Annotated in this window: 21 protein-coding genes; 15 read left to right on the top strand and 6 right to left on the bottom strand. The window is 36.8% G+C overall.

Annotated elements, in window-relative coordinates:
* Positions 1-127 precede the first annotated feature (127 nt).
* The 10 genes from AC1DS7_RS05815 (at position 128) to AC1DS7_RS05860 (ending at position 8,884) form a co-directional block, all read left to right on the top strand.
* Entirely contained in the window at positions 128-577 is a 450-nt protein-coding gene (locus AC1DS7_RS05815) for a helix-turn-helix domain-containing protein (RefSeq protein WP_476998836.1), read from the top strand.
* A gap of 90 nt (positions 578-667) precedes the next feature.
* Positions 668-1,228, top strand: coding sequence for a glycerol uptake operon antiterminator GlpP (gene glpP, locus AC1DS7_RS05820; RefSeq protein ID WP_000394293.1), 561 nt, complete (start codon positions 668-670; stop codon positions 1,226-1,228).
* A 227-nt stretch (positions 1,229-1,455) separates the two neighbouring features.
* Complete coding sequence (gene glpF, locus AC1DS7_RS05825; RefSeq protein ID WP_002188616.1) at positions 1,456-2,277, top strand: glycerol uptake facilitator protein GlpF; 822 nt, start codon at positions 1,456-1,458, stop codon at positions 2,275-2,277.
* A gap of 12 nt (positions 2,278-2,289) precedes the next feature.
* Positions 2,290-3,780 (top strand): glycerol kinase GlpK, encoded by a 1,491-nt coding sequence (glpK, locus tag AC1DS7_RS05830; protein WP_002011107.1) that lies wholly within the window; start codon positions 2,290-2,292, stop codon positions 3,778-3,780.
* A 133-nt stretch (positions 3,781-3,913) separates the two neighbouring features.
* The gene (gene glpD, locus AC1DS7_RS05835; protein WP_002030199.1) at positions 3,914-5,596 is read left to right on the top strand and encodes an aerobic glycerol-3-phosphate dehydrogenase; all 1,683 of its coding nucleotides are present in this window, start codon (positions 3,914-3,916) and stop codon (positions 5,594-5,596) included.
* A gap of 255 nt (positions 5,597-5,851) precedes the next feature.
* Entirely contained in the window at positions 5,852-6,187 is a 336-nt protein-coding gene (locus tag AC1DS7_RS05840) for a nucleotidyltransferase domain-containing protein (protein ID WP_002087180.1), read from the top strand.
* Entirely contained in the window at positions 6,171-6,554 is a 384-nt protein-coding gene (locus tag AC1DS7_RS05845) for a HEPN domain-containing protein (RefSeq protein WP_002188619.1), read from the top strand. Before AC1DS7_RS05840 ends, AC1DS7_RS05845 begins: the two co-directional genes overlap by 17 nt.
* A gap of 105 nt (positions 6,555-6,659) precedes the next feature.
* Positions 6,660-7,193, top strand: coding sequence for a sigma-70 family RNA polymerase sigma factor (locus AC1DS7_RS05850; RefSeq protein ID WP_476998837.1), 534 nt, complete (start codon positions 6,660-6,662; stop codon positions 7,191-7,193).
* A gap of 4 nt (positions 7,194-7,197) precedes the next feature.
* On the top strand, positions 7,198-7,605 hold the full coding sequence (locus AC1DS7_RS05855) for a PadR family transcriptional regulator (RefSeq protein WP_476998838.1): 408 nt from the start codon (positions 7,198-7,200) through the stop codon (positions 7,603-7,605).
* A 7-nt stretch (positions 7,606-7,612) separates the two neighbouring features.
* A complete protein-coding gene (locus tag AC1DS7_RS05860; protein ID WP_476998839.1) occupies positions 7,613-8,884 on the top strand; it encodes an FtsW/RodA/SpoVE family cell cycle protein in 1,272 nt (423 codons plus the stop codon).
* Positions 8,885-8,890: 6 nt separating this feature from the next.
* Here the strand turns inward: AC1DS7_RS05860 and helD are convergent, their stop codons facing one another.
* The 3 genes from helD to AC1DS7_RS05875 all read right to left on the bottom strand — a co-directional run bounded on the left by helD (position 8,891) and on the right by AC1DS7_RS05875 (position 13,025).
* Positions 8,891-11,227 (bottom strand): RNA polymerase recycling motor HelD, encoded by a 2,337-nt coding sequence (helD, locus tag AC1DS7_RS05865; protein WP_289403264.1) that lies wholly within the window; start codon positions 11,225-11,227, stop codon positions 8,891-8,893.
* A gap of 295 nt (positions 11,228-11,522) precedes the next feature.
* Entirely contained in the window at positions 11,523-12,383 is an 861-nt protein-coding gene (gene prsA / locus AC1DS7_RS05870) for a peptidylprolyl isomerase PrsA (protein WP_002030207.1), read from the bottom strand.
* A gap of 447 nt (positions 12,384-12,830) precedes the next feature.
* Entirely contained in the window at positions 12,831-13,025 is a 195-nt protein-coding gene (locus AC1DS7_RS05875) for a hypothetical protein (protein ID WP_000172693.1), read from the bottom strand.
* A gap of 118 nt (positions 13,026-13,143) precedes the next feature.
* Between AC1DS7_RS05875 and AC1DS7_RS05880 the strand changes: the two genes are divergently transcribed.
* Positions 13,144-13,479 carry a YhaI family protein gene (locus tag AC1DS7_RS05880; protein WP_002030209.1) on the top strand — a complete coding sequence of 112 codons (336 nt, stop codon included), beginning with the start codon at positions 13,144-13,146 and terminating at the stop codon, positions 13,477-13,479.
* A gap of 5 nt (positions 13,480-13,484) precedes the next feature.
* Here AC1DS7_RS05880 and AC1DS7_RS05885 read toward each other — a convergent pair whose 3' ends face one another.
* The 3 genes from AC1DS7_RS05885 to AC1DS7_RS05895 all read right to left on the bottom strand — a co-directional run bounded on the left by AC1DS7_RS05885 (position 13,485) and on the right by AC1DS7_RS05895 (position 15,347).
* Positions 13,485-14,042 carry an HTH-type transcriptional regulator Hpr gene (locus tag AC1DS7_RS05885; RefSeq protein WP_002011118.1) on the bottom strand — a complete coding sequence of 186 codons (558 nt, stop codon included), beginning with the start codon at positions 14,040-14,042 and terminating at the stop codon, positions 13,485-13,487.
* Between the two features lie 299 nt (positions 14,043-14,341).
* Positions 14,342-14,704: a YtxH domain-containing protein gene (locus AC1DS7_RS05890; protein WP_002011120.1), complete on the bottom strand. Its 363-nt coding sequence runs from the start codon at positions 14,702-14,704 to the stop codon at positions 14,342-14,344.
* Between the two features lie 208 nt (positions 14,705-14,912).
* A complete protein-coding gene (locus tag AC1DS7_RS05895; RefSeq protein ID WP_001016832.1) occupies positions 14,913-15,347 on the bottom strand; it encodes an HIT family protein in 435 nt (144 codons plus the stop codon).
* Between the two features lie 562 nt (positions 15,348-15,909).
* On the opposite strand from AC1DS7_RS05895, the gene ecsA reads away from it, so the two are divergent.
* The 4 genes from ecsA to AC1DS7_RS05915 all read left to right on the top strand — a co-directional run bounded on the left by ecsA (position 15,910) and on the right by AC1DS7_RS05915 (position 19,452).
* Complete coding sequence (ecsA, locus tag AC1DS7_RS05900) at positions 15,910-16,653, top strand: ABC transporter ATP-binding protein EcsA (RefSeq protein ID WP_001292616.1); 744 nt, start codon at positions 15,910-15,912, stop codon at positions 16,651-16,653.
* Positions 16,646-17,857 carry an ABC transporter permease gene (locus AC1DS7_RS05905; protein WP_289403269.1) on the top strand — a complete coding sequence of 404 codons (1,212 nt, stop codon included), beginning with the start codon at positions 16,646-16,648 and terminating at the stop codon, positions 17,855-17,857. The genes ecsA and AC1DS7_RS05905 overlap by 8 nt, the downstream gene beginning before the upstream one ends.
* A gap of 13 nt (positions 17,858-17,870) precedes the next feature.
* Positions 17,871-18,578: an ecs operon protein EcsC gene (gene ecsC, locus AC1DS7_RS05910; RefSeq protein ID WP_289403271.1), complete on the top strand. Its 708-nt coding sequence runs from the start codon at positions 17,871-17,873 to the stop codon at positions 18,576-18,578.
* 136 nt (positions 18,579-18,714) lie between these two features.
* A complete protein-coding gene (locus tag AC1DS7_RS05915) occupies positions 18,715-19,452 on the top strand; it encodes a (Fe-S)-binding protein (RefSeq protein WP_002150070.1) in 738 nt (245 codons plus the stop codon).
* Position 19,453 lies beyond the last annotated feature (1 nt).

Consider the following 19,453-nt stretch of genomic DNA (forward strand, 5'->3'; position numbering starts at 1 on the left):
ATCGACATGATGCATAGCGTCATTTTTAGATGTAACGCACAAGTTGCACAACCTATGCAACGATAACTAGCTTTACTCTTCATCATTTATTTGACCATACTAGACATAGAGAGGTGATAAACACAGTATGATTTTTAGTGAACGTTTAAAAGAAGAAAGGGAAAAAAGAAATTGGTCGCAAAATGATTTGGCTGAAAAAATTCATGTAAGTAGGCAGTCTGTTTCGAAATGGGAGACGGGAAAGAACTATCCGAGCATTGAAATTATTATTCATTTAAGTGATCTGTTCGGTATTACAATTGATGAGTTATCGAGGAGTGATGAAGAGTTGACGCAGAAAGTAATTGAAGATAGTAAACAATTAGCGCATCCGAAATGGAAGGTGTTTTTCGATAGTCTATTCATGCTGGGCGTATTTTTGTTTATTACAAAAATCGTTGTATGGGCGTTAAATAAGTTTGCAGGAGCAAGCATTACAATTGTCGCAGATGCACCATATGTAATGAATTTTTTACCGCTCCTATTAATGATTATAGGTGGTACGGTTTCTGATAAGTTGAAGAAAATATATAGATAAGAGAAAGATTTGTAAGAAATCCCCTACACTAGCTGTTCTTTTCACCCAAATTGTGTACTATAAAGGATAGATAGGAAGGGGACGTTTAGAATGGAATTTCATGAGCAAAAGATTTTGCCGGCAGTGAGGCAAATTAAAGATTTGGAGAAGCTATTACATAGTTCGTATGAGTATATTGTTATTTTAGATATTCATGTCGGTCAATTGAAGAGTGTTGTGTCGCTCGCGAAGCAGCATAATAAAAAAGTATTTTTACATGTGGATTTGATCCATGGATTACAAAGTGATGGGCATGCGACGGAGTTTTTATGCCAAGAATATAAACCGTACGGGTTATTATCGACAAAGGCGAGCGTAATTATGAAGGCGAAGCAAAAAGGTGTCGTCTCCATTCAACGCATCTTTTTAATTGATTCTAGCGCAATGGAAAAGAGCTGTAATTTGCTAGAAAAGACGAAGCCGGATTATATAGAGGTGCTTCCTGGTGCGTTAACGGGTGTCATTGCTGAGGTGAAAGAGCGTACAGGTGTACCAATTTTAGCAGGTGGTTTTATTCGAACGGTAGAAGACGTTGAAAGAGCGTTAAATGCTGGTGCGACAGCAATTACGACATCGAAAAAAGAACTATGGAAACATTACCAAAAAAAGTGACGAAAATGTGAAAAAATTCTGTTGACACCGCTTTCATTAAGAGTTAACATTATAGACAAGTTAATAAACGTGACGGAGAAAAGAAGAGATCCACATTTTATTGTTTCTATATATACTATATAGAAGCATGTAAGCTGTGGATCTTTTTCTTTTGAAAAAAACGAATGGCCATTCATTTTACCTCTATCACTTTTCGAAAGCATTTAAATTGATTGTGGAGGGATTTTATGTCAGCATTTTTAGGGGAATTAATAGGGACTGCATTGTTAATCTTACTTGGTGGCGGCGTTTGCGCTGGTGTAAGTTTAAAGAAATCGTTTGCGAAAGATTCTGGTTGGATTGTAATTACAATGGGTTGGGGTCTAGCGGTTGCTATGGCAGCGTATGCAGTTGGATCAATTAGTGGGGCACATTTGAATCCGGCTTTAACGATAGGACTTGCGTTTAAGGGAGCGTTCCCATGGAGTGATGTACCTATGTATATCGCAGCACAAATGATTGGGGCAATTATCGGGGCAGTTCTTGTATATTTACATTACTTACCACACTGGAAAGAAACAGAAGATCCAGGAACAAAGTTAGGTGTATTTGCAACAGGTCCAGCAATTCCGAACACATTTACAAACCTTTTAAGTGAAATGATTGGAACATTCGTTTTAGTATTTGGTATATTAGCAATTGGAGCAAATAAATTTGCAGATGGTTTAAATCCATTTATCGTAGGTTTCTTAATTGTAAGTATTGGTTTATCATTAGGTGGAACAACAGGATACGCAATCAACCCGGCTCGTGATTTAGGTCCGCGTATTGCACACTTCTTCCTTCCGATTGCAGGAAAGGGCGGTTCAAACTGGAAGTATGCATGGATCCCAGTAGTTGGTCCAATTCTAGGTGGATCACTTGCAGGATTATTCCATCAAGTTGTATTTGAAGGAAAACAAAATTCAGCACTTATTTATGTGATTATTACAACTGTGATTGTACTAACAATCTCTTATATGACAAGTAAAAAAAGTGAAGCTACTACAAATAGTAGAAAAGTAGCATAGGGGGAAACTGATATGAAAAAATATATTCTTTCATTAGACCAAGGAACAACAAGCTCACGCGCAATTCTTTTCAATAAAGAAGGAAAAATCGTTCATTCAGCTCAAAAAGAGTTTACACAACATTTTCCAAAGCCAGGCTGGGTTGAGCATAATGCACAAGAAATTTGGGGATCTATTTTAGCAGTTATCGCAACTTGCTTAAGTGAAGCAGATGTGAAGCCAGAACAAATCGCTGGTATCGGTATTACGAACCAACGTGAAACAGCGGTTGTATGGGATAAAACGACTGGAAAACCAATTTATAACGCAATCGTATGGCAATCTCGTCAAACAGTTGAAATTTGTGATGAGTTAAAAGAAAAAGGTTATAGCGAGATGGTTCGCGAAAAAACAGGTCTTTTAATTGATGCATACTTCTCTGGTACGAAAGTAAAATGGATTTTAGATAACGTTGAAGGTGCAAGAGAAAAAGCAGAAAACGGCGAGTTATTATTCGGAACAATTGATACATGGCTTGTATGGAAATTGTCTGGCGGTAAAGCGCACATAACAGACTACTCAAATGCATCACGCACATTAATGTTTAACATTCACGACTTACAGTGGGATGATGAGCTTCTAGACATGTTAACGGTACCAAAGAGCATGCTTCCAGAAGTACGTCAATCATCTGAAATATATGGAGAAACAATTGATTATCACTTCTTCGGTCAAAATGTACCGATCGCAGGTGTAGCTGGTGACCAGCAAGCAGCATTATTTGGACAAGCTTGTTTCGGTGAAGGTATGGCGAAGAACACTTACGGAACTGGTTGCTTTATGTTAATGAATACAGGCGAAAAAGCAGTAGCTTCTGAGCATGGCCTATTAACAACAATTGCATGGGGTTTAGATGGTAAAGTGAATTACGCATTAGAAGGAAGTATTTTCGTAGCTGGTTCTGCAATTCAGTGGTTACGTGACGGACTGCGTATGTTTAAAGATGCGAGCGAGAGCGAAGTGTACGCTAGCCGTGTTGAATCAACTGAAGGTGTATACATAGTACCGGCATTCGTAGGACTAGGTACACCGTATTGGGATAGTGAAGTACGCGGCGCTATGTTTGGTGTAACACGCGGTACGACGAAAGAGCATTTCATTCGTGCAACGCTAGAATCTTTAGCATACCAAACGAAAGATGTACTATGCGCAATGGAAGCAGATTCAGGTATTGAACTAAATACATTACGCGTTGATGGCGGGGCAGTTAAGAATAACTTCTTAATGAAGTTCCAAAGTGATATTTTAGATGTTCCTGTAGAGCGTCCAGTGATCAATGAAACGACAGCTTTAGGTGCAGCATACTTAGCTGGTCTTGCGGTTGGATACTGGAAAAACCAAGATGAAATTAAAGCACAGTGGCATATGGACAAACGCTTTGAACCAACGATGGAAGCGGAAACAAGCGAAGAGCTATATGCTGGATGGAAAAAAGCAATTGAAGCAACTAAAGCTTTCAAATAATCATAAACAGTGTTATAATGATGACAAGTTAATAATTCGGTAGGAGATTTGGAGAGACCACAACACGCTATAGAGGCGAAATCTATAGCGGAGCTTGTGGTCTCTTTTTTCGTTATCAAAGGGAGGAATTACCATGAAATTTTCAAGTAAACAACGTAAAGACGTATTAAACGGAGTAAATAAACAAGAGTTAGATGTGATCGTAATTGGTGGAGGTATTACTGGTTCTGGTATTGCATTAGATGGGGCAACACGCGGTTTATCAACAATTGTGTTTGAAATGCAGGACTTTGCAGCAGGTACATCAAGTCGTTCAACGAAACTTGTACACGGCGGTTTACGTTATTTAAAACAACTTGAAGTGAAAATGGTAGCAGAGGTGGGGAAAGAGCGTGCGATCGTATATGAGAACGGTCCCCATGTAACAACACCGGAGTGGATGTTACTTCCGTTCCATACAGGCGGCACGTTCGGGTCATTCAGTACATCAATTGGTCTTCGTGTATACGACTTCTTAGCAGGTGTAAAACGAAGCGAGCGCAGAAAGATGTTTAACCGTGAAGAAACGCTAAATAAAGAGCCTCTTGTAAAACAAGAAGGATTAAAAGGCGGCGGTTACTACGTAGAATATCGTACAGACGATGCGCGTCTTACAATTGAAGTAATGAAAGAAGCGATTGAACATGGTGCGAAAGCTGTTAACTACGCAAAAGTAGACAGTTTCTTATATAAAGATGGAAAAGTATGCGGTGTACGTGTAATCGATTTACTAGACGGAGAAGTGTATGAAGTTTACGGTAAGAAAATTGTAAACGCAGCTGGTCCTTGGGTAGATACACTTCGTGAAAAAGATAACTCTAAAAAAGGGAAAGTACTTCAGTTATCAAAAGGTGTGCATTTAGTAATTGACCAAAAACGTTTCCCATTAGGGCAAGCAATTTACTTTGATACACCAGATAAACGTATGGTGTTCGCGATTCCTCGCGAAGGAAAAACGTACGTAGGTACAACAGATACGTTCTATGATAAAGACGCAGCTGTACCGCACATGACAACAGAAGATCGCACATATATTATTAATGCGATTAATTACATGTTCCCAAGCGTGAAAATTACAGAAAAAGATGTGGAATCAAGCTGGGCGGGTGTACGTCCGCTAATTTATGAAGAAGGTAAGAATGCATCTGAAATTTCTCGTAAAGATGAAATTTGGACTTCTGAATCTGGTTTAATTACAATCGCGGGCGGTAAATTAACAGGATACCGCAAAATGGCTGAAATGGTAGTAGACTACGTAACGAATCTATTACAAAAAGAAGGCCATAGCGCATATAAGAAGAGCGATACGAAACATATGCCAATCTCTGGTGGTCATGTAAGTGGTTCACACGGATTCCCGGCATTTGTTGCGAAAAAAGCAGGCGAAGGTACGAAGTATGGTTTAACGACAGCACAAGCGGAAAAATTCGCGAAATTCTATGGCTCTAACGTTGACGTACTGTTTGACTTAGCGAAAAAACATAAAGACGAAGCGAAAGAATACAACATGCCGCTAGACGTTCTAATCCCGCTTGTATACGCAATGGATTACGAAATGACAGCGAAACCAGTTGACTTCTTCGTACGCCGCAGAGGTGCTGTATTCTTCAACATCCACTGGGTATACGAGTGGAAAGAAGCAGTAATCAACTACATGGCTGCGAAACTAGGCTGGAGCAAAGAAGAGCAAATGAAATACACAGCAGAACTAGAAAAAGCGTTAAGAGATGCTGTAATTCCTGTAGATCAACAAGAGCAGGCGGCTGCGTTAGCTTAAAAATAAACCGCGTGAGGGAGAGCCCTCGTGCGGTTTTTTGTTTTATTATATTTGTATAGAGTGTACTGAAATTAACTGAGTGTAGATTTTTGTTGCTTAACAGGATATGAATACGAAAGGTATAATAAGTATTATTATACCGTTTGAATAACTTAACAATTGTAGTAGTGTATTGGAGTTGAAATGAATCAATTTATTAATTTGCTTCTACAGTTAGGATTTATTGAGCAGGATTAATTTAAAGAGGTGAATGGAATGAATACTAATGTTCAAAAAGAGTTAAATCAATTAGTAGATAAAATGACTTCCTCTCTTTCTGATGTTAATAAAATTATTTTATTTGGGTCTCATGCTTACGGTATGCCTAATGAGGATAGTGATTTTGATTTGTGTGTAGTTGTTGATGGTATTGGTAAGAGGAAAAGAGAAGCCTTAAAGAAATTGAATTTAAGTATATTCGATGTAATGAAAACACCAGTCGATTTACTTGTTTACGGTTCTGAAGAATTTAATGAGCGTTCTGGTAATCCTGTAACAATGGAATACAAGATTGCTGAAGAAGGTAAGGTATTGTATGAAAAATTTCAGTGAGGCAAATTTATGGTTTGAAATTGCAGATTCAGATCTTAGAGCTTCTAATCATTTATTGTCTTTAATGCCTATTCCTTTTGCAATTATCTGTTATCATTGTCAACAGTGTGCTGAGAAATATCTAAAGGGGTATTTAACGTTTAAAGGAACTCATCCGCCTAAAACGCATAATTTATTGCTGTTAGTAAAGGGATGTGCTGAATTTAATATGGAGTTCAATGATTTAATAGATGATTGTGCAGAGTTAAATAGTTATGCGATTGAAGTCAGATATCCTTATTTTGAAGAACTTAATAAAACAGACGTATCGCAAGCTATAAAAAGTGCGGGGAATATTAAAAGTTTTGTTTTAGAAAAAATTAAATAGTAGAGGATGAGCAAAACGGTATGGACATTTCCAACCGTTTTTTTATGAATTTATAAAACTTTTCCATACAGTGCGTCGTCTAATATATGGGAAGGAGGAAATGATGTGGATGAATTAACGGTAGAAGCGTTTAAAATAGAAGATAAGGAACTCCTTATCGATGAAATAATGAACAAGTATGGACAAGAAGTCTTACAGCTTGTGTATTCATATGTGAATAATAAAGAGGTCGCTGAGGATTTAACGCAAGATATATTTGTGAAATGTTATAAAGCTCTTCATACATACAAAGGGAAATCGAATGTGAAAACGTGGTTGTGGAGAATTGCGATTAATCAATGTAAGGACTACATAAAAAGTTGGTATAACAAAAAGGTGATCGTGACAGAGGATGAAGCTGCTTATATTGGGGTTCAAAATGATAGTGTCGAACAAACTGTTATTCAAAATGCGAAGGACCGTGAACTGGCTTCTGCAGTAATGAATTTACCGATAAAATATCGAGAAGTCATTTATCTATTTTATTATGAAGAACTATCAATTAAAGAGATTGCTATTGTAATAGAAGTGAAAGAAAACACGATAAAAACGAGACTGAAAAAAGCGAAGGAGCTTTTGAAGAAAGGATTGGAGGAATAATCAAATGGAAGATCGATTAAAAGGCCTGCGAAAATCAATGGAGAATACAACGTTTAAACATTTGAGTTTTTCTGATCAACACCGAAAGCGGGTGCGCGAAAAAATCAATGCATCACACGAAAAGGGAGAGGACATCTCGTTGGCGATTTTACAACTCCTCAGTAATGAAAAAACAGGATACGAATTGTCACAGCTACTACGAGGGAGAGGGATTCAAAAATTCGAAGGAAATGAAGGGTTTTTATATACCGTATTACATCGGCTAGAACAGAATCGTTTAATCCAATCAAGTTGGGATCATGCAGGAGCTAAATATTATCAATTAAATGATAAAGGAAGAAAGATGCTGCGAAAGGCAGAAAAAGATTCTACGAAGGCACGGTTTATATTAAAAGGATTAGTACAGGAGTGAGATAAAATTGAACAAAAAAGGGGAGCGTTTTTTAAGCGAAGTTACGAATCATATTAAATCAAAAGAAGCAAAGAGCTTTGTAGCAACCGAACTAGATTTTCACTTAAAACAGGCGAAGAACACGTGGATAGAGAAAGGGTTAAGTGAGGAAATTGCTGAAAATAAAGCTGTGGAACAAATGGGAAGTCCAATTAAACTAGGGCAGGAGCTTAACAAACTTCATAAGCCAAAGGTTGATTGGTTCTTAATTATTTTATTAGTGGCTGCTATGGGGTTAGGGTTTTTACCAGTTTTAGCTTTTGGATATACGAATGATGTAATAATGAATAAGTTGATATTTGTTATTCTCGGTGTTGTAGCAGCTCTTGGGATGATGCTGATTGATTATCGGAAGTTAGAAAGACTCGGATGGCTGTTTTATACAATCGGAGTACTTATCCTGTTAATGCTATACTGTTTTCCAAACGCTTCGATGGCTGGCGAACCGTTAATAAAAATTGGTCCCATTGCAATTGACTGCTTAATGGCAGTGCCGTTCTTTTTTCTAGCTTGGGCTTCTTTTTTCAATAACGGTAGGTTAAAGGTTATACATCTCGTGGTTTTGTATTTATTTTCTTTGTATTTATTCTTCATTGTATCAACCCTTTCAACAATTTTTATTTATATCACGATGATATTTGTTATGCTTTGGTGGAGTAAGCTAGGAAAGAAAAAAGCATTGATTATTACAATTGTACCAATTTGTTTATTGATTATAAGGGTATCCTTTTCCTGGTCCTCAGTAACAGGATATCATTTGGATAGATTTTTAGGATATTTAAACCCAGAGCGTGATGCAGGGGGCGCAGGCTTTATGTATGTACGTTTAAAAGAGGTAATGTCGTCAGCAGGTTGGTTTGGTACATCTGGAGATACAAAGTTCATCCCTGCTCCAGATACTGATTTTGTGTTTGCAAGTTTGACTTACTATTACGGGTATTTCCTTGCCTTGGTCCTTGTTATAATTCTTTCTCTTTTTGTAGCAAGGTTAGTAATCATATCTTATAAAATAAATGATCGGTATGGTAAATTGCTTCTCGTTGGAGGAATGACTCTTTTTGTAGTTCAGTTCATTTATAACGTGGGCATGATCCTAGGCTTATTACCGATTGCTGCTATATCATTACCTTTTATTAGTTATGGATTAGTACCAACTCTGTTTCATGCATTTATAATGGGGATTGTGCTGAGTGTATATCGGCGTAAAGATATTTCATTTAGAATGAAAAAAACACCTTGATAAAAATCAAGGTGTTTTCGTTATACATTTAAAACTCTCCGAAGCAGCCCCTGTTACAAAAGGACTAACCTCACCAACGCTATAAAGCTGCAATTCATGCATTGCGCGTGTACAAGCAGTGTAGAACAATCTACGTAGGCTTTCATCACTGTACACATCTTTAGAAGCATCGTAAATAATAACAGCATCAAACTCGATACCCTTCGCTAAATAAGCAGGGATAACGACGATGCCTTGCTCGTACTCGGCTGAGTTACTTTTCACAAGTTTAATATTCTCGATATGACTGAGTGCCTCGTAGGCAGCGGCACTTTCGGCTGCGGATTTACATATAATTGCGATCGTATTATGCTGTTGTTTTTGTAGTTCAGCAACTTTAGAAGTGATACGATCATGCAGTTCACTGTAATCAGAAACTTTAGTCACTGTAGGTTTCTCACCGTCACGTTCAAATGCGTTAATGTTCTTTCCTTCCGGTACGAGATAGCGTGTGAATTCAATAATCGGTTTTGTTGAGCGATAGCTACGAGTTAAGTTGATGCCGTTCGTTTCATCAGGCCCGTATAAGCTAGTAAGTGTATTGAAATCAACTGTTTCACTAGCATGGGCGAATATTGCTTGGTTAAAGTCTCCGAGTACCGTCATTTTTGCGGCAGGGAAGAGACGTTTTAAAAACTCGAACTGAAACGGAGAGTAATCTTGCGCTTCATCTACGAGTATGTGCTTAATTGTTCTGTTCGTTTGGAAGCCTTCAATTAATTCTTTTAAAAGTAAGAATGGAGTCGCATCCTCGTAATGTAGCTTTCCTTCATCTAACATGTTCACAGTTAATGAACAAATTTCGTCCCATTCTTTAGGTTTTTCTCCAGTAACCCATGACGCATCTGTGAAGAGTTGTTTATATATACCTGTGAAATTGATGAAGCGCAGTGTTTGAACGCCTTTACGAAGTGGCTTTAATTTTTTGCGGACAATCATACGTCCGAGTAATTTCGTTTCTTTTTCATAATCATGAAAGGAGTTGTCGTCAAACTCGCCTTTTTTCTGTAAATATTTATAAGCCTTTTGGTATTCATCTTTACTAAGTAATTCGATTTCTTCTTCTACCCACGGCTTTTTCAGTTCTGTTTTTTCAATTGCATCTATTTGTTTGTTTAGCCAATCCGTTAACTTCTCGATTCTATTATGGAAGCGGAGGGAGGAATCAGTATTATAAAATTGCTCTGTGATTTCTTTAGCAGAGGCAATCAGTTTTCCTCTAAATTTCATTCCTCTAAATAGCATGCCTGAAGATTCAAGAGATTGTCTGTACGCTCTAATCATCTCGAAAAATTGAGTAGATGCTTTAAATCGAATGCTCGCATTTCGAGTTTTATAATTTGCGCTATTCGTTTCAGTTAGCATATATTCTAATTGCTCGTAAGGATCCTCAACATCAAATGACTTACTTAGTCTATGGTTTAAATATTCTTGGAATGTAACTTGCTGCATATTTTCTTCGCCGAGTTCTGGCAGTACGTTAGATACGTAGCTGTTGAACATGGAGTTAGGGGAGAAGAGAATGATTTGATCTGCTTTTAGCCATTCGCGATATTTATATAGTAAGTAGGCGATTCGCTGCAGGGCAGCTGACGTTTTACCGCTACCAGCAGCTCCTTGAACGATAAGTAGTCGCCCTTCATCGTGACGGATAATTTCATTTTGCTCGCGCTGAATAGTAGCAACAATACTTTGCATATGTTTATTCGTACCTTTTCCGAGCGCTTGTTGCAGGATTTCATCGCCAATTGTAAGGCTCGTATCGAACATAGAATCAATCTCGCCATTTTGAATAATATATTGTAATTTTTTCTCCACATTGCCGCGGATTACGCCTCCTGGTGTGCTGTACTCAGCCGGTCCTGGTGGATAATCGTAGTAAACACTTGAAATTGGTGCGCGCCAATCGTATATAAGAAAATTTTCTCCGCTTGCATCGGTAAGTGTAGCAACTCCTATATAAATTTGTTCTGCGCCAGATTCTCCTTCTTCTTTGAAATCAATTCGTCCAAAGTAAGGTGCTTTATGCATACGGCGTAATGCAGCAAGTCGATTAAAGGTGTGCTTATGGGTAATTTGTGTTACGGCTAGTGACTGCGCTTGTTGTCTTAAGTTGATAACCGTTTCAAGATAATCGTCAAAAGTATCAGTGTTAACTTTTACATCATCCCAAAAGTGTTTACGAATGTTGATTACTTCTGCCCGGCGTCTGCCAGTTTCGCTTTCCAGTTTATCAATTTGCTGCGTAATCGTTTCGATTACGGTATCTAATCGTTTTTGTTCTTGATCAAGTTTTTTGTTCATGCGGTAAGCACTCCTTTAAAAGTGAAAAATAGAGGTTGACTGAAGATGTGTTTTGGTGTACAATTAAGATACGGATAAATACATTCTTTTATTTTTAGTGAATGCGTTTCTGTACTAATTTACCATAGTTTTTTAATTTAATCAATGATAATAAGATAAACCTTGGTTTCGTGTTGCACGAAACCAAGGTTTTTTTGTGTTGAATGGAGTAAGGTGAGGGAGTATATCGATTTATCGGCAAAAAAACTACTACAAAATAAAAAAGCTTGGGGCTACCCAAGCTTTTTTCACTTCATTATTTCTTTTCGTCTTTTTTAGCGTCAGCTTTTGGCTCTTCGAAAAGATCTTTCAAATCTTTGTCGTCAACTTTTACGTCAGCTTTTTTGATTTCTTTCATCATAAGATCATTCATAAATTGAGCATCTTGTGTTTTCTTTTGAACAAGGTCTTTTTTGATGTCGCCTTTTACTTCATCAAATGGTTTTTGTTCTTTAATATCTGTTACTTTAATGATGTGGTAACCGAATTGTGATTTTACAGGTTCGCTTACTTCATCTTTTTTCATTTTATAAGCTGCGTCTTCGAATTCTTTAACCATTTTACCAGCAGTAAAGTAGCCAAGGTCTCCGCCTTTTTCTTTTGAACCAGTATCTTCAGAGTATTGTTTCGCTAAATCTTCGAAAGATTTACCTTGTCCAAGCTCTTCTTTAACCTTTTTCGCAGTAGCTTCATCTTTTACAAGAATGTGGCTTGCTTTAATTTCAGGCTTGTAGTTTTCTTTTAGCTCTTTATCAGTGATTGTTTTTTCAATCGCTTTTTCTTGAGCTAATGAAGCGCGAACGCCATTTTTAACTGTTTCTTCTTTAAGGCCTTGTTGTTTCATTAGTGTATCGAATTGGTCACCGACTTGCTTTTTCATTTCATCGAACTTTTTGTCTACTTCTTTTTCATCGACTTTGTAGTTTTTAATAAGTACTTTTTCCATAACCATGTTATTTAGTACTTGTTTACCAGCTTGTGTCTTCATTTGATTGTAGAACTCTTCTTTAGTGATGTCACCAGCTTTAGATGTAACAATTTTGTCTGATGATGATGTTCCACATGCTGATAATGCGATTACACTTGTTGCGGCTAAGGCAAGCATAGCTTTCTTCATTCAATAAACACTCCTACTATTATGTATTTTTAATTTATCCCATACGAATGAAGAAACGCCTTATGATAGGTTATTTTCGTTCATAAGAACCTGATTAAGTCTCACTGATGTCTTTGCTTTTTTTATATGTAAAAGCACGCTTAACAGGACTTACCGAGGCTTTAGGATAAAGTTTAGATGCGTGTCGTTTATTTCATAGTATAAGCAATATGTACAAAATTTAATATATCATATTTCGACGGGTTTTCCTATTGATAAAGAAATTTTAACCAGTTTGTGTCAGATTTTGAAAGGGTACCATATTGGGCGCATGTCGCATATACAGAAAAGAGGAGGGGATGGGGGATGAATTCAAAACTTATTTTATTACTTGTACTGTTTATTTTATTAGTTATAGTAGGTATAATTTGCTTATAGAGGAAAAAAATGAGGAAGGGGCTTCCTTCCTCACTTTCCATGAAATATAATTTCTACATAACTAGAAATTAATAGAATGGTAATACATACATTAATAACTCGAAAGACACCGGGCTGGCGGCTCGCAGATATTTGTTTTCGCTCACACAGTGTATGTGTCATGAAATTCGTGTAAAATATAACAAGAAGTGCGAATGCAACAAAAACAACGGTTATAAGAGTCATGAGGCGAGACCTCCTTTTGGCTAAAATACATATACTTTATATATTGTATCATACGATATTTTGTTCGTGTTACAAAATTCAGAAATAGAAGACTTTGTGTTAGGAAGCGAGGGAGAAAATGGACGTTGTAAGAAGACTAGAACAAGCTGAATACTACGTAGACCTACTATTTAAAATGATTGATGAAGAAAAGTGTCCATTTTATTCTTTAATCATAAAGAAAAAAGCTCGTAAAAAAGACATTGAACGTATACTAAAACTTTGTGAAAAGCTGAACGAACAATATGTAGTGGAGAAAGCAGAAGGCCTTCTATTGTTTGATGCGCTATTAGATCAATTTGAAAAAGCGCTTCCACATCAGCTCGAAGTACACGAAACTGCGGAAGCGCTAGCAAAACAGGGCTTATTTGTGCCACTTATGAATGAATTCTTACGCATGATTGCGAAAGGATAAATAGATTATTTCTTAACTAATTTTTGATCGGTCTCCGTAAAGTTCTCCTCAATATTCTCTAATGATTTCTCAAAAATATCGATGAAGTCCTGTCCGTAAATATTGCGAAGGATCGCAATAAGTTCGATATTTTCTGGGAACTTACCGTAAAAATTACGAAGTTCAAGTGCCCCATTAAAAACAGAATTATTTTCAGGGTCATACTCCTCCATTAAGCGAAGTAGTAACTCTTCCCCTTTGTCTGTAATTTCAATGTACGTATTTCGTTTATCATCTTCTTTTTTAGAGAATACAAGATAGCCGCGTTCTTCTAGCTTTTTAGAGAAGTTAAACGCCGTTGATACGTGCATAACTCCAAACTTAGCAATCTCAGAAATAGAAGCCCCTTTTAAATGATAAGCGATTGATAAAATATGATGCTCGTTAATGTTTAAATCGTAAGGTTTAATCCATTGTTGCCAATCTTTCTCTACGCATTTCCATAACGCTTTCGATAATTGAGCAATACGTTGGCTGAAAATCATCGCTTCTTTTACCGAGTAATTTTTTTCTCCACTTTTCATTTACTCACCCACTTTAACATTCTTTTTTCATTATTATCTATTATGCCAGTAAAATAAAAATTAATAAAGTCTTTTTGTGAGAATTGTGAAAATTTTTCGGAAAAATAACATTCTATACAAATCATGCATAACTATGGAAGCGTTTTATGAGTCGAGAATACATGTGTTGTCTTTACATGTTAAGGGATAACATATATTGTAAATGCATAAAAACACGGCATATCTATGTGATATGCCGTGTTAAGGTCAATTCGTATGAAAAATATTTGTTATATGCAAAAAACTAAGCAGGAATATGTTTACGCTTTTTCTGGAACGGCTTCTTGTAGTTTCTCAATTGACTTTTGAATGTCTAAAATTTCTTTTTCAATATGTCGTTTGTTTTGAGAAATATCTTGTTTCCAGTTAGAAAGCGTGTCATGCATATCGTCTTTTAGTTCTTGGAATACTTCTTTACCTTCTGAAGCAGTTTCAACGATTTGACGCTTTAATAACTTCGTATCAGCTGTAATATCAGCCAATGTCTTTTTAATATCAGTTCCTTTTTCTTTCAGCTTACCGCGCATAGCTTTACCAGAAGAAGGAGTTGAGAAAAGAACGGCTAGTCCAGCAACTGCTCCGCCGCAAAGTACACCTGTAATAAAGGATTTAGCTTTTGACATAAAAGGAAACCTCCTTATTTTTCGTTCGTATTCATGATGTATAAAAGTGTGCATATCTTTAAGACAAGGGGAAGAAAAGCGAGCTTTTCTCTCTTGTACATGCTATGCACAAAAAATCATACCCCCGGCATTTTTTGTGAAGAAAGAAGCCATACAATAAATGCCAGAGGAATGGGCTTATTATGTATTACTTCTTATTATAGTGGCACTATTTCACACTATTTGCAATTGTACTTGCGATGTTTTGTAAATTTTCCATTGTGTATTCATTTTGGTGTGATTTCCAAACAGCACCGAAACCATCGTTTTCACCGTAGCGTGGAATTAAATGAAGGTGGAAGTGGAATACAGTTTGTCCAGCTTTCTCGCCGTTATTGTTAAGTAGGTTGAAACCAACTGGATTAAATTCTGCTTTCATTGCATTTGCGATTTTTGGAACGACCGCAAAAATATGTGATGCGATTTCTGGCGTTAACGCAAAAATGTCTTGTTTGTGAACTTTCGGAATAACAAGAGTATGTCCTTTTGTTACTTGACTAATATCTAAAAATGCAAGTACATGTTCATCTTCGTATACTTTTGAGCAAGGGATTTGCCCGTCAATGATTTTACAAAAAATACAATTGTCCGCTGTATGATTCATCGATCTCATCCTTTCAAATAGTCTTAGCCGTATTTTACCATAATTACATAGGAGAACAAACACGAAAAACAGGAAGCTGACTCAGCTTCCTGTTTTCTGAAGATGGATTGAAAAAGCATTTTTTATAATTTACGGTTCGCAGACACCTCATTTATTTAAGAAATGCACGGTAAATCGGCTAAAGTTTCTGCCGTAGACACCCCATTTTCAAGTGAAATGAATTGCAATCTTTTTTTAAAATGAAATTGTTTATTTTTTAAAACAGTATATGCTCTTTCGGAGACACCCCGTTTCGAAAATGAAACAAATTATCTGGTTATGTGTAAATTTCATTGTCCAACTTGGACACCCCATTTCATGATGACTTCACTATGTTGTTGTACTCATCAATTGGTGGTTGCTTTTTCAATGTGTTCCTTCTTCACTAATTATGATGTCCGCTTTTGTAAAAATATATGCCAAGAAATTTAAATTTTTTTTTAAGACATCGATACTATGTAGTACAGCGCCATTTTTGGTAAGATGAATGTAGAATGAATACTAATGAAGAAAGTGGTGTCGTATGAGCGAGTTATTGCGTGTAGAAAATGTTACAGGAGGATATACGAAACGACCTGTACTGCAAAATGTTTCGTTCTCTGTTAATAAAGGCGAACTTGTCGGCTTGATCGGTTTAAATGGGGCTGGGAAAAGTACGACAATTAAACATATCATCGGTTTAATGGAGCCGAAAAAAGGAACTGTCACAATTAATGGGAAAACAATTCGTGATGATATGACAGCGTACCGTTCTAGTTTCTCCTTCATTCCAGAAACACCAGTATTATATGATGAGTTAACGTTAGAAGAGCATTTGAAATTAACAGCGATGGCGTACGGTGTAGATGAAAAACAATATGAAGAACGTGTAGGACAACTATTACAAGAGTTTCGCATGAAAAATCGCTTAAAATGGTTTCCGTCTCATTTCTCAAAAGGGATGAAACAAAAAGTGATGATTATGAGTGCATTTTTAGTTGAACCATCACTTTACATTGTGGACGAACCTTTCGTTGGGCTTGATCCGTTAGCGATTCAATCACTTCTTCAAATGATGGATCAAATGAAAAAGAGTGGTGCGGGCATCTTAATGAGTACACATATTTTAGCGACAGCAGAGCGCTATTGTGATTCATTCATCATTTTGCATCAAGGTGAAGTGAGAGCGATGGGAACATTATCAGAACTTCAATCCGGGTTTAATATGCCTGGTGCAACACTTGATGATATTTATATTGCGTTAACGAAGGAAGAAGATTATGAATAGCACAGCGTTATGGAAAGAACGATTTCGGCACTTTCTAAAAGAAGTTCGTACATATAGTAAATACGTATTTAACGATCATTTGAAATTTATTTTCGTATTTATCATCGGTGCAGGAGCGTATTATTACCAGCAATGGTTACAAACGTTAACACCTTCGTTTCCGACAGCGATTGTTATGGCAGTCATACTTGGCCTCGTATTAACGGCCGGGTCAGTCCAAACGTTATTAAAAGAAGCAGACCTTGTGTATTTACTGCCAGTTGAAGAAAAGTTAAAGCCTTACTTTACGAAGGCATTTCTCTTTACGTTTATGATTCAGTTATACATAATCGCAATGGTAGCAGCTGCGCTTGCCCCGTTATACTTCCAGCAAATGAAACAAACAGGTGCCAATTACATATGGATTGTAATCGCGTTTGTCATTGTAAAAGCGTGGAATTTATTCGTAGCGTGGGAAAAATCATTTTTAACAGATCAAAGTGTTCAAAAAGCGGATTGGTTTATTCGCTTTATCTTAAACGGCTTATTTGTGTACGTCCTTGTAGAACGTACTTCATTCATTTTTACCGGTGTAATTGTCTTTCTTATGGCACTATACCTTGCTGTTATGCATCAAAAGGTGAAAGGAAAGCCGCTAAACTGGGAGTATTTAATTTCTGAAGAAGGTAAAAAAATGATGCTGCTGTACCGCATTGCGAATATGTTCGTTGATGTACCAGCGTTAAAAGAGAGAGTATCACGTAGGAAATGGCTTGATTTCATTCTTTCGATGATTGGTGAGAAACGTACATATTTATACTTATATACGAGAACATTTTTAAGATCGGGTAACTATTTCGGATTATATATGCGTTTACTCGTTCTTGGGGGAATTATTCTTTACTTTATCCCATTTTTATATGGACGTTTTATCGTAAGCCTTGTTTTCTTATACTTAATCGGCTACCAGCTCTTAACCCTTTGGAAACATCACCGTATGAAAGTTTGGCTTGATTTATATCCGGTAGGGGGAGACGAGAAGAAGAGAGATTTCCTTACTTTATTAAATGCGATTCTTATCATTGGTAGCGTTGTATTTACAATTATATTTGCACTTGCGACGAAAGATTTCATAATGACCGGCATTTTATTTGTAGTAAGCATATTATTTAGTATTGGTTTCGTTTATCAATACGGTGCAAAGCGAATTGAGCGTTTAAACTGAAAGGAATGAACCTATGATTACATATGAAGAGAAGGTTATAAAAGAATTGGAGCAGTGGAAAGCTACATTCATGAAAGATTCTTCTATGATGACACGGTTCTCTAAAAAAGTGCAGGTGAAAGTGCAACAACTAGTGCCCGCGAAAGTGCAAAAGGTACTAACAGAAACGATTCGGATGATGGTGCAAACAATTAGCGCTGGATCAAACTTCATAAAACCGAAGCTAAAAGAAACGAACTGGTCACTGCAAAGAAGAGACGATGAAGTACGTAAAAAAATGGATGAGTACAAAAAAGTTGCAGCGGCAGAAGGGGCAGGAACAGGAGCAGGTGGTATTCTCCTTGGCCTTGCCGATTTCCCGTTATTACTTACTATTAAAATAAAATTTTTATTTGATGCAGCAACATTGTACGGATTTGATACGAGTAAAAAAGAAGAGCGCCTTTTTATTCTTCACGTTTTCCAGCTTGCTTTTTCAAGTGACGATTACCGAAAAGAAGTATGGAAAGCGATTGAAACGTGGGATACAGAAGAAGAAAATCATATGGACTGGGAAAAGTTCCAAATAGAATACCGAGACTATATCGATTTAGCAAAAATGCTCCAGCTTGTCCCAATCATCGGTGCCCCGGTCGGAGCATATGCGAATTATCAATTGTTGCAAAGGCTTGGGGAAGTAACGATGAATTGTTATCGTATGCGATTGCTTAATAGAAATTAATTTGTTTTACAAAAAGCATCCTAAATTACACATTTAGGATGCTTTTTTTATTTTTATTCATATTTTTATTTTTTTTACCAATAATATACAGATGAAGTTGCTTGAGCTTACTTTACTGTATTTAGGGGTGCAAAATATGAAAGTATCAATATTTATTACTTGTGTTGCAGATATTTTTTATCCAGAAGTAGGGAAAGATGTTGTGGAAATTCTTGAAGATTTAGGGTGTGAAGTTGATTTTCCTAAAACTCAAACTTGCTGCGGACAACCTGCTTATAATAGCGGGTATGTGAAAGAAACAAAAACAGCTGCAAAACATATGATTGAAGCCTTTGCCAGTTCAGAATATGTTGTGGCACCATCGGGGTCTTGCGCTATGATGGTTCACGAGTTTTCTAGCTTATTTTCTGAAAGCGAAGCAGATTGGAAGAAAAAAGCTACTGAACTTGGAAATAAAACATATGAATTCACACAATTTCTAGTTGAAGTGTTAGGGAAAGAAGATTTAGGTGCGGAGCTTCATAAAAAAGCAACGGTTCACACATCTTGTCATATGAGCCGATTAATGGGGATTAAGGAACCACCGCAAAAATTATTAAAATGTGTAAAGGGACTGGAAGTTGTTTCACTGCCGCATAATTATGATTGCTGCGGATTTGGAGGGACATTCTCAGTGAAAATGCCAGAAATCTCTGAGCAAATGGTTGAAGAAAAAGTAAAGCATATTATGGAAACCGGTGCGGAATTGTTAATTGGGATGGATTGTAGCTGCTTAATGAATATAAAAGGACGTTTAACACGTAATGGTTATCCAATTGATGTAAAACATATTGCTCAAGTATTAAATGAAGATCGAAAACAAGGGGGGATATAGA

This window comes from Bacillus sp. P4_E1, from assembly GCF_056401715.1.